We start from the raw sequence: 17223 nt of genomic DNA, 5'->3' as shown, positions 1-17223 counted from the left end.
TCAAACTATGGTGAAAAATTGCAAAATATTTATTATGTTAAATTTTTGATTATTAAATATTTAAATGTTTTCTGAAAGAAAAAAATCAATGCGGTTATCTCTGATAATTTCAGTTTTGAAAGGATTTGACTGGTCAAAAACAGGAGCTTTGGTTCCGTTCTCAAGAAGAAGAGTTTCATTTTTAATAATAATGGCTTCATCCCAAAGATTAGCATCTATAAACTGCTGTAATGTGAATTTTCCACCCTCGATAATTACAGACTGAATCTGCTCTTTATACAAAGCTTCCATAAGATTCTGAAGGAAGTTGTCTTTTTCGGTTTTAATAAAATGAACATGATCTACAATTTCTTCTTTTACAGAATTAATCACGATGGTTTTCGCTTCTTCGTTGTAAATTTTAAAATTCTGAGGAACTTTAAGATCAAAATCAATTAAGATTCTTACAGGATTAACGCCTTCAACATTTCTTACCGTTAAGCTGGGATTGTCATTTAAAGCAGTCTGTGTTCCGACCAAAATGGCGTGTTCATCGGCTCTCAACTGATGCACCAGCTGATTTACAAGAGAATTTGAAACTGCGGTTGGTTTAAAATCCTTATCCAGAAATCCGTCTCCCGATTGCGCCCATTTCAGAATAATGTAAGGTCTTTTCTTTTCATGGTAAGTGAAAAATCTTTTGTTGAGATCAATACATTCTTTCTCCAGAACGCCTGAAACCACTTCAATTCCTGCATCCTGAATGATTTTTTTCCCTTTTCCGTTCACTTTGTCATGAGAATCCATCGCTCCGACAACCACTTTTTTAAAGCCTAATTCTTTGATTTTTAAAGCACAGGGCGGAGTTTTTCCGTAATGCGCGCAAGGTTCTAATGTAACGTAAATAGTGGATTCGGGAATCAAAGATGGATCTTCAACGGAGTTAATGGCATTAATTTCCGCATGAGGTTCTCCCGCTTTCTGATGATAGCCTTCACCGATAATTTTACCGTTATGCACAATTACACTTCCCACCAAAGGATTCGGATAGGTTTTTCCAGTCGCTTTTTCAGCGAGTTCGATGGCTCTTTTAATATAAAATTCGTCCTGCATACTGAATGAAAAAAGCGAAGTCAAATTGCTTTGCTCCGCTCTTTTTGTTTTTTAAATATTGTTATTCTCCGGCAATAATGCTGTGAAGATTTTGTTTTAAAGTTTCCAGATGAGCTTTTTTCTCGTCGATAGAATCATAAGTATCTCTCAACATAGGATTTTCTCTTGATGGGTTTTTGAAGAACGCCAGATTGTTTTCCAGTTTTACGATTTCAGCTTCAAGATCAGAGATCTGGCTCTTGATTTTTCTTGCTTTGTCTGTAAGCTGGTTTTCAGATAATCCTTCTTCTTTAAGTTCAAGCTCGTTGATTTTATTTAATTTCAGTTTTTCTCTCAACGTTTTGTTGAATTCTGTGTTGATGGAGATTTTATCTCTCGGTACTTTTCCGATGTTGTTCCATGCGGTTTTGATGGCTTCAATTCTTTCGATGCTGCCTTCTTCGTTCCCGATTGTTTTCAGTTCATCAAGAATTGCTTTTTTCTGCTTGTAATTTTCCTTCCAGTTATCCGTAGAAGCATTGCTCTTTTCACGGTAATTGTTGAAGAATGCATTACAGGCATCACGGAATTCGTCCCAGATTTTATTCGTCATGCTTTTCGGAACGTGACCGATTTTTTTCCAGTCTTCCTGAAGTTTTTTGAATAAAGGAACGGCGATGTCCCATTCTTCGTTATTCTGGTTGTCTTTCGCAGTCTGGATCAGTTTTAATTTTTCTTCCAGGTTTGCCTGCTGAGAACCTTTTAACGATTTATAATAGGTGTTTTTTGTTGTGTTGAATCCTCTAAGAATTGTTTTAAATTCATTCCAGTTCTGGTTGGAAAGCTTTCTAGGAACACTTCCAGTTTTCAGAAATTCCGAACGAAGTTCTTCCACTCTGCGGATCGCATTCTGCCAGTAATTATGGTTGGGATTTTCTCCGGGCTCAGAAAGTTTCTTAATTTCAGCAATGATCTGATTTTTCTTTTCCAGATTTTCGTTCTGCTCCGTTTCAATGGCTGCGGAAAGTTCAGATTTTCTCTCGTGAATCTTGTTTGAGATTTCTTTGAATTCTTCCCACGTTTTCTCACGGAATTCTTCGGCAACCGGTTCTGCCTCTTCTTTCCAGAGTTTATGAAGATACTGAAGTTCATTCAGCGCTTTCTGAATTACAGGCTCATGTTCAAGCTGTTTTGCACGTTCAATGATGTGTTGTCTTTTTTCAAGATTGTGGCTGTATTCCTGCTCCAGAAATTCTTTATTCAGATCAAGCATCTGATAAAACTGGTTCAGATGGTGGAAATAGTTGTTGTTGAGAATCCTGAATTCAGATTTTGCAACCTGTCCCGCTTTAGACCATTCTTCTTTAATTTCTCTAATCGATTTGAAAAGATTGGTTCCCGGTTCGGAGTTGGTATAAAGGTTTTTAAGTCTTTCGATAATATTCTGGCGGTGTTCCAGATTTTTTTTCTGCTCTTCTTCCTGACCTTTCTGGTAGGCATCATGCTTTTCTCTGAAAATATTCACCAAAGCAGAGAATTTTGCCTGAGAAGGATGCTCATAGCTGAAATTTTCAGGAGCATTTCCGGCTTCTGTATATTCATGCTTTTTATCTTCCACTTCATCATGGATGTAATGACTTGCTTTTTCTTTCAGCTGATTGAATTTTTTGAAATCCTCACCTGCGTTGGGCGCATTGATGATTCTTTCCATTTCCTTTAAGGCATCGGCAAGAGAAATGTCTACATCCTCGTGTTCTTCTTCATGTTCTGTCTCTTCATGATGAACATTTTCATCCTGAACTTCCGTGTTTTCCAATGGCTTTTCCTGAAGGACTTCGTTAGAGTTCTTGTTTTCCTCGTTTTCAGAAAGGTTGTTTTCTGTAGTCATAGCAAATCGTTTATGTGAGTGGCATTAAAATATCCTCTAAATATAATGCTAAAAAGCTAATATAGTACTAATTTATGTTATTTTTTTTGAAAGTTCCAAATTTCCCAGGCTTTTTCTGCCTGCTGTTCCAGCATATAATAACCGTTCACTGTTTTAGCTCCCTTTTCAGCGGCATTGATGATGAATCTGGTATAGTTTGGGTTGTAAATTAAATCAATAATCAGATGATCTTTTGAAAGACCTTCAAAAGGAAAATTCAGGCAGTCTTCCACATTCGGGAAAGTTCCTACCGGAGTACACTGGATAATCAGCTTATGATTCTCAACGGTAGCAGCATCTAAATTGTCATAATTAATTTCGGTGCTTCGGGAAACCGTAACCGATGGAATTCCGTGTTTATCCAAAACATATTTTACGGCTTTTGCAGCGCCTCCGTTTCCTAAAATGATGGCTGAATCATGATGTGGTTTTTTATGAAGCAGCAAGGTCTTTTCAAATCCGAAGGCATCGGTATTATAACCTGTTTTCTTTCCGTTTTCAATCAATACACAGTTTACGGCTCCGATGTTCTTCGCTTCATCGCTCAGTTCATCCAGATAATCAATAATTTTTTCTTTGTAGGGAATTGTTACGTTAAATCCTGCTAAATCCGGAGCAGAGAACAGATTTTTTACTTCATCGATCTCATTTAAATCGAAAATACTGTAAGAATAGCCTTTCAGCATCAGTTTCTGAAATTTGTCTTCAAAGTATTTTTTTGAGAAAGAGTAGGAAATGTTTTTCCCGATCAAGCCTAATTTTTTATTGGAATCCATAGGATAAAATTATAAAAAAAGACCGGAAAAACCGGTCTTTCATATAAATATTTTTTTGTCTTAGTTCACTATAAATTTCGCAGAATAAGAATCCGTTTTCAGGATGTAGTTTCCTTTGGACAATCCTTTCAGGTTAATTCTGTTAGAAGTTTTGAAAGGATTTTCAATCGTTTCGATCAGTTTTCCTGAAAGATCATAGATCTGAGCTTTTGATATTCTGTTCAGATTTTCTCCTTTTACAAATAATTCATTGTTTTTTACAGGATTAGGATAGATCGTAAACTGAGATTTATCTTTGGATGTTTCTGCAGTTCCTAATGAAGTGAAGCAGGTCCAGCTTAGATCATCAATTGCCACTCTGTTTCCGGAAACAGGATTAATCAGTTTAATCGTAATATTTCCGCTCACATTGATGTTATTAATCGTAGTAGTTGTAGGAGTTGCGGCATTATAAGGAATGGTTCCTACCTGAACTCCGTTTACTTCAACATTTAATGAGCTGTCGGTTCCTCCGAATTTTAACTGTGCAGTTACCGTTAAACTCTGGATTCCTCCTGAAACTGCAGAGCTTAGTAAATTTCCGTTTCTCACAGTAATAGCCTTACCGTTAATAGTCTGGTCTGTTCTTGCATCTGTTGCAGTCCATGTAATATTACTGTTAGTCCAGGTTTGGGTGGCGTAGGTTGAAGAGGCTGCAGGAATATTTGAGAAATCTTCTGTTCCGCAGCTTCCGCCCGGCTGTCCACCTGCAAGAGTGGTTCCCGAAGCGGTATTACTTGCCGGAGAAGCATTTCCTGCGGCGTCTTTTGCAATTACATAAAAATTATAGGTTGTAGAAGGGTTCAATCCTGAAACCGTAGCACTTGTTCCGGTAACGGTAGAATATAAAACGCCATCTTTATAAATGTCATATCCTGTAACGCCAACATTATCTGTAGAAGCCGTCCAGCTTAAAGAAATGGTATTGGATGTAGGATTGCTGGTCGCCAAATTGGTAGGAGCAGTAGGAGCCTGTGTATCAACAACCGGAGTTCCCCAGATCTGAGCAACGTATTCAGGATGGTCGATGTATGGATTTCTGTTTCCCTGATAATTGTAAGAAGCGTTGTTTCTTGCAATTTCAGTAGCAGAAACTGGATCTGCATTATGCCACGCCAATAGCTGGTTCAGTTCCCATGTTTGTAATCCCGGAAATGCAGAACCTCCCAACATATTTCCTGTTCCGAAACCGGAAAGCTGAGATTCATATCTTGTTACGAAATACAGGATCATTCTGGCAATATCACCTTTAAAAGCATCAATTGGCTCAAAAACCGTTCCCGAATATCCCGGAGAAACAGAAGTTCCCAGTTTTGATCCGTTTAAAGAAGTGAAAGATGCAGTTCCCACTTTTCCGTATGGAAAGTTAGATCTCATCCCGTTTACTTTCCCGTCTGTTGGTCTGATGAAATTAATGTCTGAAACCATCGGAGCATTGCTGCTGAATAAACTTTGAGGAACAACGTGCTCCCTGTTATAGCAGCCTCCTTCTCCGCTGTAAGATCCGCACTGTCCTGAAGGGTAATTATAAGAGTAAGGATCTGTGCCGTTTGGATTTTCAGAGTATATATCTAAAATGGTATTGTCGTTTTCATAGCCTGCCATGGCGATGTTATCACGGTCCGTCGTTGCGTAACCAGTCCATAAACCATTATAACCGTTGTCGATGTGACCGTTTGTGATAATCTGTTTCAGTTTGGTTTTTAAAGCAGCTCCGGTAAGACCTGCAGTTCCGTCGTAATATCCCGTAGGAATCTGAGCGAATGTACTTATCAAGACAAAGCTCAATAAAAAAGAGAATAATTTACGTTTCATTTTTAAAAATTGGGACGCAAAGATACGAAAAAATGAAAGCTTATGTATTAATTTTTAGTAATATAATCTTTGCTGATCTTAGAAAATGCCCATGAAATTCCAAAACCGAATAACGATGCGGTAACGGCAACAATAAGATAATTTTTACCCACTATTTTCACCGGAAAAGGTAAGGTTTCGTTGGCTTTAAAAAATTCTGTGAACTGCTGGAAATAGCAGAGCCCCGTTCCTAAAATTAAACCCGAAATAATTCCTAAAATAACAATTAAAACTCCGGTATAGAAATAGACCTGTCTTAAATGACTTAACGGAAAGCCTAAGGAAATAAGGGATTTTGCCTGTTCTTTTTTATCAAGCTGAAGAATAATAATGGCACCTGCTAAATTGAAGGTGGTAATGAATATAACCAGTGCAAAAATTAAATAAATAAACAGCTTTTCTGTATTAATCATCTTCCAGAATGCTGCATTTTCTTCTTCTTTGGTTTTTATTTCAATACCTTTTCCAAGAGAGGAAATCAGCTTTTGTTTTACAGAATCTGCATTTTCCGGATTTTTTAATTTAATAACAATTTGATAGGCAGAGTGTTTTGGGAGGTTTAACAGTTCTTCAGTTAATTCAACAGGAGCAATAATATAATTGTCCAGCTGATCTTTTCCTGCAAAAACTCCGGAGACGAGAATGTCTTTTTTGTTATAAATATCTTCTTCTTTATTGATGATTCCGGTTCCCGGTTTCGGCATAAAAATCGTTGCATAATCCGAAGTTGAGGGTACAGGAATCGAAAGTCTGTTATCCAGAGAGTTTTCCATTAAAACTTCATTGGAATATTTGAAACTCGGATAAGCGCCGTAAAAAACATCTTTGTTGATGGGATTTACTTTCGTATAAGCAGAATCTACCCCTCTCAGATAAGCAATATCGCCTTTTCCGTTATAGCTGATGTAGACTTTTTCTTCAATAACTCTCGAAAAATTGCTGATCTCTTTATTGTTTTTGAGAACGGAATTTATTTTATCAAAATCTTTCAGCGTTTTTCCGGAAGCACTTTTAAGGGTAAGATCGGCATGGAGATTTGAAATCAATTCTTTATTGAGATCTTCAAGCCCCGAAAAAACCGAGATAATAACAAACATTGCAGTAACGGCAACCGTCATCGCACTAACCGCCAGCCACGTAATAAACGTAACGGCAGTACTGCCTTTTTTAGACAAAAGGTATCGGGAAGCGATATAAAATGCGATGTTTTTCAAGGGCTACAGAATAGGGTTGTCACCTTCACCTCTCAATTCTTGTTCCAGTTTTTCAACGTCATCAAGAGAAGTGTCTAAGTAGAAATTAAGATTAGGGATTACACGAACCTGCTTCGCCATTTTCTGACCGATGAAGTTTCTGTATTGTGCCTTGTTCTCCTCAATTTCCTTCATCACAGCTTTGCGGTGTTCCTGCGGAAATATGCTTAAATAAATTTTGGCAATACCCAGATCCGCCGTTACTTTTACATCCGAAACCGTTACCAGAATGCTTTGTCTGCTTTCTGAAGCCTGTTTGCGGAAAAGTTCTGCGAAATCTTCCTGTATAATCTGTGCTACTTTTCTTTGTCTGTTACTTTCCATAATTTCTGCAAATTTAGTACTTTTGTTTGAATTGATACTTTGAAATCTGGTCGCTGTATCAAATTTACGACTTAATTTATTTAAATATTTATGAAATTAGAACATATTGGCATTGCCGTAAAATCTTTAGGCGTTTCTGATGAACTTTTTGCAAAGCTCTTAGGGAAGGAATCTTATAAACAGGAATCTGTGGAAAGAGAAGGGGTGGTTACTTCTTTTTATGCTGCCGGAGAAAGCAAAATTGAACTTTTGGAGGCGAGTAAAGAGGATAGCCCGATCTCAAAGTTTATTGAAAAAAAGGGAGAGGGCATCCATCATCTGGCTTTTGGTGTGGAAAATATTCTGGAGGAAGTGCAAAGACTGAAAAAAGAAGGTTTTGAATTTATTTCCGAAGAGCCGAAAGAAGGTGCTGATAATAAATTAGTTGTCTTCCTTCATCCTAAATCCACAAACGGCGTGCTGGTAGAACTTTGCCAAGAAAAGCAATAAAAAATTTTGTAGTGAAAGAAATTTTACTATTTTTGCAAACACAAAATTTAACCAAGTTTTGAGGTCCTATAGCTCAGTTGGTTAGAGCACCTGACTCATAATCAGGTGGTCCCTGGTTCGAGCCCAGGTGGGACCACCCAACTGACAAGTCGCCAAATTGGCGACTTTTTTTGTTCGTAACTGTTTGATAAACAAAAATATATCGGATCAAGCTCAAAAGTTGGGGGCTATGCAAAAAGTTTAGTCAACCTGAATAGAAAGACAGTTCTGTCTTTTACTCCCCGGAGCTGTATTCTGGCTTCCTAAATGCAGAAAAGTCTGAGCTATTGCCACCACTAATAAGATGATAGAGAGGTTCAGAAAGATAGTCAAATTTTAGTTTTCGCTCTCTTTAACAATCTTATCGATATACTGCGAAGGTGTAATTCCTTCAATATTTTTAAATACACGGTTAAACGTAGACTGGCTGCCAAATCCTGCTTCTGAATAGATATACATAATTGTAATCTTTTTTAAATCCGCTTCTGCAATAAGTTTTTTTGCAAAGTCAATCCTATGGTAATTCAGATAATGGTTAAAATTGGTAAAACCTTTATGCCTAATAGCCTTGGAGAGATATCCGTTATTAATCTTCATTTTAGAAGACAAGTCGGTAAGATTGAAATCAGGATCTTTAAAATGACCATTTAAATTTATAGTCTGCTCAATTTTTGCAAACAACTCTTCATAACGTTCAATTGATTTTTGATCGAATATGTCAGAAACGATAATAGCTTCTTTAACTTTAGCAATCTCTGCCATAGAACGCAACGTTCTGATTTTATCTTTGTAATACAGTGCCAATGTAATGGTGAGCATATTAAATACAATAACAATAAGATCCGTAATATCTGTAAATGATTGTCTTTTATAATGTACTATCTCTATAAGGGAAGCATGCACAATAACAAAAAGTATTACAATAATAGAAAATGCATAAATAGTATATGCTATTATTTCTCTACGTCCAAAAAATACAAATGCTCCTAAAGGAATAATAATAATATATAGAAAATTTACCATAGTTACTTCCCAGTATCTTAAAATAAGATAAGAAACATATAAAGGATAAAGTATAAAAAAGTTATGGACAGTTTTTTCAATGGAAAACCTTGTTCTAATGATATTCCAAGTATAGATTAAAAAAAGAAATCCTATAGAGATATAATATGCTAAGAATTTGTCTTTTATAAAAAATGTATATATTAAAGAAAATATTAAAAAGATAAATGATAAAAAAAGAATATATTTTGAAATAAGTTCTTTCTTTATCTGATTTATTTTCGCATTAATTTCTCTCTCTTTCATTAGAACAGGATTGGTACAATTTATTGATTTGTTATTTTTTTAAAAAATAAATTAAAACGTAGCTAAATTAATAAATAAAAATACAATTAATAATTTAATTTATACAATTTCAATTATTTTAACTAAAAAATTGAAATATATATCAAATATCACATAGAATTTTCAGAAATTAATGAAGATAATTTCTAAAGACTGTAAATTATAAATAAATAATTACTGTTCCTTAAATAATCTACTTGTCAGTTTCTTATATTTAATAATGTTTTTTTCATTGTTATGGTAGCCAATATCCGAATTTAAGTATTTTAAAGAATTGGCTTACAGTAGATTGGAGTGTATTAGCTAATATCGTATTATGATTGCATATTTTGTATTTTGATTTGTTCATTCCAATACCTTTGCACAGTTAACAAATACTTAACCCATTAAAATACAATTTAGAAATTCTTTAATAAAAAAATCTTTAAACAAACGAGTTATGAAAAAAATACTTATTTACTGCTCTCTAATTGCTAGTTCCGTAATGTTTTCGCAGGTAGGAATTAACACAAATAATCCAGAAGCCACATTGGATTTAAGAGGCAAAAATCATTTAGGAGCGGTAACCGCCAAAGACGGTTTACTTGTTCCCAGAGTAAATTCACTGGTTGCTAATGGAACAGTAAATGGACAATTAGTCTATCTTATAGCAGATACTTCATCTCCTACTTATGCACAAGGATTTTATTATTGGGATGGTTCCTCATGGGTAAACCTTTCCTCTGGCACAGGAGTTTTTCTAAGCGATACAACTCCTGATGTTTGGGTAGACAATTCCGGTGGAACAGCCGTTTTATCTACAAAACCTGTAGTTATTGGCACAGCTACCTCTGCAAATGCTTCTTCAATTTTGGATATGTCTTCAGTTGCCAATAAAGGAATGCTTACACCTCAAGTTGCATTAACTTCTAATACAGATGTGGTTACTATACCTTCGCCGAAAACAGGTCTTTTAGTTTACAATACCGGAACTAATGCAGGACTCTCTACTAAAGGATATTTGTACTGGAATGGTACAGAGTGGAGAAGTATAGATAACTCAACATTGATTTCACCATCTGTCGCTAGCGTAAATTGCTTAGGTGCTATATTAACCCCAAAAGCATATACAGCAGGGACACCATTTAATGGATTGCTTACAATTCCATACGCAGGAGGAAACGGAGGATCTTATTCTAACGGAACTCCACAGACTGTGAACGGACTAACATTTACTTTGCAGGGAGGTCAGTTACAGGCAGGAACAGGAAATTTAGTCTTCAATGTAAGCGGAACACCTACCGTTTCATCTCCTACAGAAACTTCAATTTCTATCAATAGTTCTTCCGTACCTTTTTTAACAGCATCACAAAGCTGTACAATAACAGTAGGAAACAGCTCTCAGGCAACCATTACAGAATCTGCCGTAATGGGACCATTGGTTAAAATGGATGACCCTAGAACAGGTTATGGCATTATGGCGACTACACCGGATGGTAAATATTCCATAAGAGTCTGGGATATCTATAATGGTATCCCGGGGAATGTAAGTGTACAAATAAGACCCAATACAGCATTATCTAGCTTAACATGGAATCATGATGCAAAATATTATAACAATAGTGGGTCGGGAGCTATATTAGTTTATGCTAAAAATGTTGCCACATTTCCAACAGATGCATTAGGAAAATGGTGTGGTACCACTAATTCAGGAATGAATGATTTTACACTACAGGGTAGTCTTGTAACAGATTTTGTTAATCCTTGGGGAGATTTTGGTATTGCGGATGGCTCCAATATAGAACACAGAAGATATACGTGGACCAACACAGATCCAAATGATAGAACTATGTATCAGGCTGAAATTATGTTAGGTTTGTTCAACAATACATCTAACATGAATACAACTACGTGTACTAATGGTGTTTGTGGTTTTACAAAAGCATATATAAAAATTACACAGACTTCTGGTAACTAAAAATTCCAATAGATTCTAATTTCGCAAATGATTAAATTTATTTTAGCGGGTTGAATTCAACCCGCTAATTTTATTTTAAAATGACAGTATTCTAATCGTTTTCTGAATTTGAGAGTAATAAATAATTGGAAAACAGGTTGTTAAAAATTATGTTTTATTATCAGATTGTAACTACAGAAAGGTCTGTTTTGATTGGTCATTGCTTATATATTTGCTTTAGAACAAAAAGCTAGTGAGTGGTTAAAATTCAGAATAATAAGTTGTTTTATAAGAATGAGATTTAAATGTTTTATAAATGAATATTGATTTTAAAGATATACATATCGGCTCTTTAGTTAAGATAAGGGTTGATGAAAAAAATATCGAAATAATGCGTATCTGCAAATTCTTCCAATGCACAGAAAAGGAAGTGAATGAAATGTACAAAGCGAAAAGTATTGATTGTGAAATTTTACTCAAATGGTGTAAAATTTTAGATTATGATTTCTTTCGTGTATATACGCAGCACCTCATATTATTTTCACCACAGGAAAGACTTAACAAAAATAAAAACAGAAAAAAGGAAAGTCTTGTTCCCCAATTTAGAAAAAATATTTACACCAAAGAACTAATAGGTTTTATATTGGAGCTGTTGGAAAATAATGAGAAAACCCAAAAGCAGATAATTGAAGACTACAGAATTCCTAAGACTACCCTGCATAAATGGATCAGTAAGTACAATATTGCCGGTAAAATAGAAGAAAGAAATTAATCTTTCCTTTGCAACAAACAGTTAAGGTCATGAAAAATAATGATTACAAACATCTTTTAGGGAAGGACAAAATACAGCTGATCAAGGATTTCGGACAGGAATTTAACTATTATCCCGCCAATGTCTGGACCTATATTATTAAAACCGGATGGTTGGGATCAAAATACGTACTGATTATATTTTTTAAGGACAATATAGTTTCTAAAATTAAGTTAAAAACATTTTATGGAAAAATTAAAACCTGATTACAAGAAAATCTATCTGGATCTGATAGAAAAAAAATTTCCCGAAAAGAAAAAGGATTACGATTATTTCTTTAAAAAAGAATTCGTATCTGCCTTAGATATTATTCATCTCAATCAAAAAATCTTTAAATCTAGCAACTCACTTGATGAGAACGGAAATCAACTTCACAAGTCATATGATGAAGAAACAATTTTTCAAATTCTAAGTTATCAGAAAAAAAATAAACTGAATAATTCTCAGCTTGCAAATCATTTCAACCTAAGCAGAAATACGATTACCAAATGGAAAAAAATTTTTCTTATGTAAAATATTAACTCCTTGAAGTTTTTTAACGTAAAACTAAGAGCATGTTTAAATTTTAATGAAAAATTTTTTTAAAAGGCTTTCCGAGGTTGGATATTTGAAAAAAATAAAATGTACCCAACCGATTTAACAGAAAGCCAATGGCAATATAAAGAAAACGACGAATCTGAAAGAGTGAAAAAGAAAATATTCTCTTATGGTGATTTGGAATGCGTTATTATATGTCATAAAAACAGTTTGCCAATGGCGTATGATGCCTAATGATTTTCTCAAATGGTAGTTGGTTTACTACTATTACAATAAATGGTCTGATGCTGAAGATTTTGATTTATTGCTAGCTCAAATACGAGGAAAAATACGTTTAAACAAAGGTCAAAACAGAGCCCCAAGCTTAGGGATCATGGACAGCCAAAGTGCAAAATGGGGAAATAACCGTTCATTAAACGGATTTGACGGGAACAAAATAGTAAAAGGAAATCGAAGATTCGACGAAGTCAATTAAACGGTATATAGTGGTAGACAGAAACGGATTTCTATTAGCAATAATGGTAAATGTAGCCAATGTTTATGACGGTAAAACGGTGGAATTATTAATGAGAAGCCTGTCTTACTTTTTTAAGTCCTGTAAAAGTTATTCTCGCTGATGACGGTTACAGAGGAGAGTTTATAGAGGCTGTAAAGAAAAATTTGGGTATCTTATAAGGTTATCATGCGTTCAGACGAGAGAAAGCCAGGCTTTAAGCCTGTTCATAAAAGATATATTGTAGAGCGCACATTTGCATGGTTTGATAATAACAGAAGATTGTCTAGAAATTATGAGTTCTTAATGGAAACATTAGAAGACATGGTCAAATTATCGGCTATAAAACTTTTATTGAAAAAAAATTAAACAGGCTCTAAAGAAAGCAAAGAAAAAATATATTGTTTCTGTAAAAAAAAAATAATATAAATTGATGAGTTTTTTTGATAAAATTTTAAATATTATCATGTTATTCCAGAATGACGAACACATATTGAATGTTCATATAGGTGAGAAAAAATATCTTGTTCAAGATGTTCTTAATAATTATGAAGATCTAATTGGTAAAACTAAGTCAGAAGCAGTGAAGTTCTTCAGGGATTATAACTTATTAAAAAAACATACTAATGAATGGATTTATGAAGTACAAAATAATCAAAAGGGACTTTTTATAATTATACTTCGTTTTTATCAAGATGAATTGATAAAAGTTAGCTATTCATATTTTGAATATTAAAATCAGTGAGGACTGAAAAAAGAAGATAAATTTCAGAATATGCAAGGAAGTTGTTTAAGCTTTTAACTTTTTGATTAGTCTTAAGGAAAATGCCAAAAAGTACAGATTCTTCTAGATAATATCTAGTGTTTCAAATCTTATCAGCAAAGTCTTGAAGCCGTCTAGCCAAGCATTTGCTTAGATCTGCTTTCGTACAATTTTTCATCAAAATAATGATTATTATCTACTGTTTTTCCGTTGCGGGGATTGGTTTTGATATTACCAATTATTTCCTCCACTTTTAATTTTTGACTTAAATTTTCACAGTCAAATCCCAAATCTGCATTCAAAAAAAGACCTTTATGAGAGATTTCCGCTTAGGAAAAAATTTCAATGATCTCGCCCATAATGTTTTCTATTTCATATCGTGATGATTGCCATTTCTAGGAGATCTCCCACCGAAAGCATTTGACCATGATTGTCGCAAAGAAAAATCATATCGCAGGTTTTCGCAGACTTCCTGCTTTGATACCCTGTTGATTCTCCGCCCATTCTGCAATGGGTTTGGTCTCCGTCGGGTTGAACGCACGACATATCAACAACCTTTTATTGCGACTCAAAAGCTGAGCCCAAATATTCCTGAAACTGTCGTCCTTGCTCTATTTATTAATTTTGTCAGCTTATTTTTTCTTCCCCGAAAATAGTCTAATTTCTCTCCACTGACAGCCGGTTTTCAGCCGTTTTTATAATGGTTTGAATTATTTTCACTGATCAAACTTCGTGAAAGCCCTCTTTTTCCTTTGCTTAAATGGGGTAAAATCCACTTCTCTATTTTATCTCTGCTAATGTTCCAGATTATTAGGTCTCTTTAATTGCAATCCAAAATTACTAATTTTCTCGGAACTTTTTTTTCTCTAAATAAGTTTAAACAACTTCAAATAAATTATAAAAATTGGATTATCATTCTCATTTGTTAATTTCCGAAAATGATTGCTGTATATATATGATTTTCATTCTTTTATTTTTTTTTATTGTTTTTCGGAATTTGATTATTTATCATGGATATTGATTTATAAATCACGATAACTTTGTTCTTGAAAAAGAAACGATATTTAAGATTATATGCTGAAAATAGTAACAGATTTTACAGTATAATCAAACTAACAAATTAAAAGAACTTGCTATGAAAAATAGATTACTTGTTTTATCTGGTGTATTTTTTTATACCATGAGTTTTAGTCAGGTAGGAATTAACACCCCGACTCCTGAAGCAACATTAGATGTGAGAGCTAAAAATCATAATGGTTCGGTTACGGCTACAGATGGTATATTGGTACCCCGCGTAAATTCACTGGCTACTTCTGGATCTGTCAACGGTCAGTTGGTGTATTTAACACAGACAACTACTACTCCCGCCTATAGTAAAGGATTTTATTACTGGGATGGAACAAAATGGGTAGTTTTATCCAACAACAGTAGCAGTTCTTTAACGGGGGACGTTATTAATGTTGCAGGATTGGGATCAGGACTTAGCAGTCCGAATGCGTTTTCTGGAGCAACTTACAATCCCAACGTGCCTCTAGACCCTACCAACATTTATATAAATAATACAGATGGCACAACATGGACCTATAATGCTGCACAAAATAATTATGTAAGTTATATAGCTCCTACATCAACAGAATGGAATCTTTCCGGAACAAATACAGACGCAGGAAGTAATAAAACAACCGCTATTTACAGAACAGGAAAAATTACAGAAGGATCACCTTCGGCTGCACATATCGACTTGGGAGCTTCAGGAACCGGCGCGACAGGATGGACTTGGATGGACTTTTTCGATGGAACAAGCACTACAACTCCAAAAGCTAACTTAAACTGGAATCCTACTCAAAATGTATTTACCGTAAATGGTATGGGAACAGTTACTGCAATTAATGCAGGTACCACTAAAGGTAAAGTGGGGGTGGGAACTATACTGCCGACAGCTCAAATGCATGTAGTAGGAGATGCTCGTTTTGGAATAGAATCGGGAGCTCATACTTATACAAATGCTGACTCTTCCGGAGGAGCATGGTTTGATTTTTATGCGAATGAATCTACTGTAAAATCAAATCTTGCATGGGATAATACGAATAGTAGATTTAATATCAATGGTATGGGAACTGTAACCACAATTAATGCAGGAAATACAAAAGCAAATGTAGGAGTTGGTTACGCTACACCACAGACACAGTTGCATGTAGGCGGAGATGCACGTTTTGGATTAGGTTCGGGAGCGCACACTTATACAAATGCTGACTCTTCCGGAGGAGCATGGTTTGATTTTTATGCGAATGAATCTACTGTAAAATCAAATCTTGCATGGGATAATACGAATAGTAGATTTAATATCAATGGTATGGGAACTGTAACCACAATTAATGCAGGAAATACAAAAGCAAATGTAGGAGTTGGTTACGCTACACCACAGACACAGTTGCATGTAGGCGGAGATGCACGTTTTGGATTAGGTTCGGGAGCGCACACTTATACAAATGCCGATTCTTCCGGAGGAGCATGGTTTGATTTTTATACTGATGAATCCACTGTAAAATCAAATCTTTCTTGGGATAATACCAACAGTAGATTTAACATCAATGGAATGGGAACCAAGACTGTAATTAATGCAGGTACTACTGCAAATGTAGGGGTAGGTTTGGTTAATCCGCAATCACAGCTGGATGTCTCTACAATGGCTCAAATCGGATTAGAAAATGCGTCTGGTTCATTAGATCAACGAGTACAATTAGGTGCAGATAGCGGAGGTTCTTATGTTAATTTCTTAAATGCTGCTGGTGCAAAAAAAACCTACCTGTGGTACAATCAAGGTAGTGCAAGATTTGAAATAGGAAACACAACTGCAGAACCATTTCTTGTTAATGCTGCTGTAGGATCAGGACCTATAGGATTAAGAACGGTTACAACTACAAATTCATTAGATATAAACGTAAAAGGAGCATTTGGTATTAGTTCCAGTGGAAATTACACGGGGCATACATGGGATGGAAATTGTAGTGAAGATGTTACTGAAATTGGAAACGGATGGATAAACAGCCAGAGAAATGACAATGCCAATATCTTATTGGTTAAAACCAACGGTTCTACGGGGATTAACAACGCCTTTATAGCAATGAAAAACGGAACAACCGTTCAGGGAAGTATAACTCCTACATCAACAACAGCTGTTGCTTTCAATACAACTTCCGATTTGAGACTCAAAGAAAATATTAAAAACACAGACGTAGGTATAACTGATCTGATGAAAATTTCGGTAAAAGATTACAACTATAAAGCAGACAACACTAAGACCAAAGTAACAGGATTTATTGCTCAGGATTTATATAAAGTATTTCCTAATGCAGTAACTGTAGGAGGAGAAGACGCCCAGGCAAATCCTTGGCAGGTAGATTATGGAAAACTTACTCCTTTATTGGTAAAGGCAGTTCAGGATCAGCAGAAAGTAATTGAAAATCAAAATTCAGAAATTTCCAGTCTTAAGAAAGAAATAGAATTGATTAAATCTAAATTGAATAAATAATTTATCGTATAATTGGTTGATGTAGAAGCTGC

General features: G+C 35.0%; 19 protein-coding genes and 1 tRNA gene. 11 read left to right on the top strand and 9 right to left on the bottom strand.

The features are described from left to right. Positions 1-60: 60 nt before the first annotated feature. The 6 genes from ribD to rbfA form a co-directional block, all read right to left on the bottom strand. Positions 61-1092 (bottom strand): bifunctional diaminohydroxyphosphoribosylaminopyrimidine deaminase/5-amino-6-(5-phosphoribosylamino)uracil reductase RibD, encoded by a 1032-nt coding sequence (gene ribD / locus AC52CF_RS17415; RefSeq protein ID WP_496517496.1) that lies wholly within the window; start codon positions 1090-1092, stop codon positions 61-63. A 61-nt stretch (positions 1093-1153) separates the two neighbouring features. After that, positions 1154-2959 carry a DUF349 domain-containing protein gene (locus AC52CF_RS17410; RefSeq protein WP_496517495.1) on the bottom strand — a complete coding sequence of 602 codons (1806 nt, stop codon included), beginning with the start codon at positions 2957-2959 and terminating at the stop codon, positions 1154-1156. 77 nt (positions 2960-3036) lie between these two features. Continuing rightward, entirely contained in the window at positions 3037-3774 is a 738-nt protein-coding gene (locus tag AC52CF_RS17405) for a shikimate dehydrogenase family protein (protein ID WP_235132818.1), read from the bottom strand. A gap of 60 nt (positions 3775-3834) precedes the next feature. Further along, the gene (locus AC52CF_RS17400; RefSeq protein WP_496517494.1) at positions 3835-5628 is read right to left on the bottom strand and encodes an endonuclease; all 1794 of its coding nucleotides are present in this window, start codon (positions 5626-5628) and stop codon (positions 3835-3837) included. Between the two features lie 47 nt (positions 5629-5675). Further along, on the bottom strand, positions 5676-6881 hold the full coding sequence (locus AC52CF_RS17395) for an ABC transporter permease (RefSeq protein WP_496517493.1): 1206 nt from the start codon (positions 6879-6881) through the stop codon (positions 5676-5678). A gap of 3 nt (positions 6882-6884) precedes the next feature. Further along, entirely contained in the window at positions 6885-7244 is a 360-nt protein-coding gene (rbfA, locus tag AC52CF_RS17390; RefSeq protein ID WP_214588576.1) for a 30S ribosome-binding factor RbfA, read from the bottom strand. A 90-nt stretch (positions 7245-7334) separates the two neighbouring features. Between rbfA and mce the strand changes: the two genes are divergently transcribed. Then, the gene (gene mce, locus AC52CF_RS17385; RefSeq protein ID WP_087705849.1) at positions 7335-7733 is read left to right on the top strand and encodes a methylmalonyl-CoA epimerase; all 399 of its coding nucleotides are present in this window, start codon (positions 7335-7337) and stop codon (positions 7731-7733) included. 62 nt (positions 7734-7795) lie between these two features. After that, positions 7796-7869: transfer RNA gene (locus tag AC52CF_RS17380), tRNA-Ile, on the top strand. A gap of 104 nt (positions 7870-7973) precedes the next feature. Here the strand turns inward: AC52CF_RS17380 and AC52CF_RS17375 are convergent. Further along, complete coding sequence (locus tag AC52CF_RS17375) at positions 7974-8105, bottom strand: hypothetical protein (RefSeq protein WP_262899423.1); 132 nt, start codon at positions 8103-8105, stop codon at positions 7974-7976. A gap of 3 nt (positions 8106-8108) precedes the next feature. Beyond that, the gene (locus tag AC52CF_RS17370) at positions 8109-9080 is read right to left on the bottom strand and encodes a helix-turn-helix domain-containing protein (protein ID WP_214588593.1); all 972 of its coding nucleotides are present in this window, start codon (positions 9078-9080) and stop codon (positions 8109-8111) included. Positions 9081-9558: 478 nt separating this feature from the next. On the opposite strand from AC52CF_RS17370, the gene AC52CF_RS17365 reads away from it, so the two are divergent. From AC52CF_RS17365 to AC52CF_RS17330, 8 genes are all read left to right on the top strand, one after another. Next, positions 9559-11076, top strand: coding sequence for a phage tail-like protein (locus AC52CF_RS17365; protein WP_214588594.1), 1518 nt, complete (start codon positions 9559-9561; stop codon positions 11074-11076). A gap of 295 nt (positions 11077-11371) precedes the next feature. Beyond that, entirely contained in the window at positions 11372-11827 is a 456-nt protein-coding gene (locus AC52CF_RS17360; protein WP_250902093.1) for a transposase, read from the top strand. 29 nt (positions 11828-11856) lie between these two features. Further along, entirely contained in the window at positions 11857-12072 is a 216-nt protein-coding gene (locus AC52CF_RS17355) for a hypothetical protein (protein WP_214588595.1), read from the top strand. Next, entirely contained in the window at positions 12053-12379 is a 327-nt protein-coding gene (locus AC52CF_RS17350; protein ID WP_214588596.1) for a helix-turn-helix domain-containing protein, read from the top strand. The genes AC52CF_RS17355 and AC52CF_RS17350 overlap by 20 nt, the downstream gene beginning before the upstream one ends. A 108-nt stretch (positions 12380-12487) precedes the next feature. Continuing rightward, entirely contained in the window at positions 12488-12637 is a 150-nt protein-coding gene (locus AC52CF_RS17345; protein WP_250902094.1) for a hypothetical protein, read from the top strand. Between the two features lie 19 nt (positions 12638-12656). Then, positions 12657-12878 carry a hypothetical protein gene (locus AC52CF_RS17340; protein WP_250902095.1) on the top strand — a complete coding sequence of 74 codons (222 nt, stop codon included), beginning with the start codon at positions 12657-12659 and terminating at the stop codon, positions 12876-12878. 207 nt (positions 12879-13085) lie between these two features. After that, on the top strand, positions 13086-13265 hold the full coding sequence (locus AC52CF_RS17335) for a hypothetical protein (RefSeq protein ID WP_496517492.1): 180 nt from the start codon (positions 13086-13088) through the stop codon (positions 13263-13265). A 64-nt stretch (positions 13266-13329) separates the two neighbouring features. Further along, positions 13330-13632 carry a hypothetical protein gene (locus tag AC52CF_RS17330; protein WP_214588597.1) on the top strand — a complete coding sequence of 101 codons (303 nt, stop codon included), beginning with the start codon at positions 13330-13332 and terminating at the stop codon, positions 13630-13632. Positions 13633-14031: 399 nt separating this feature from the next. Here AC52CF_RS17330 and AC52CF_RS17325 read toward each other — a convergent pair whose 3' ends face one another. After that, positions 14032-14205 carry a hypothetical protein gene (locus AC52CF_RS17325; RefSeq protein WP_250902097.1) on the bottom strand — a complete coding sequence of 58 codons (174 nt, stop codon included), beginning with the start codon at positions 14203-14205 and terminating at the stop codon, positions 14032-14034. A 589-nt stretch (positions 14206-14794) separates the two neighbouring features. Between AC52CF_RS17325 and AC52CF_RS17320 the strand changes: the two genes are divergently transcribed. After that, on the top strand, positions 14795-17191 hold the full coding sequence (locus tag AC52CF_RS17320) for a phage tail-like protein (RefSeq protein WP_496517491.1): 2397 nt from the start codon (positions 14795-14797) through the stop codon (positions 17189-17191). The last annotated feature ends 32 nt before the right edge of the window (positions 17192-17223 follow it).

This window comes from Chryseobacterium sp. 2P (genome assembly GCF_059579425.1).
This window is presented reverse-complemented; position numbering and strand designations above follow the sequence as displayed.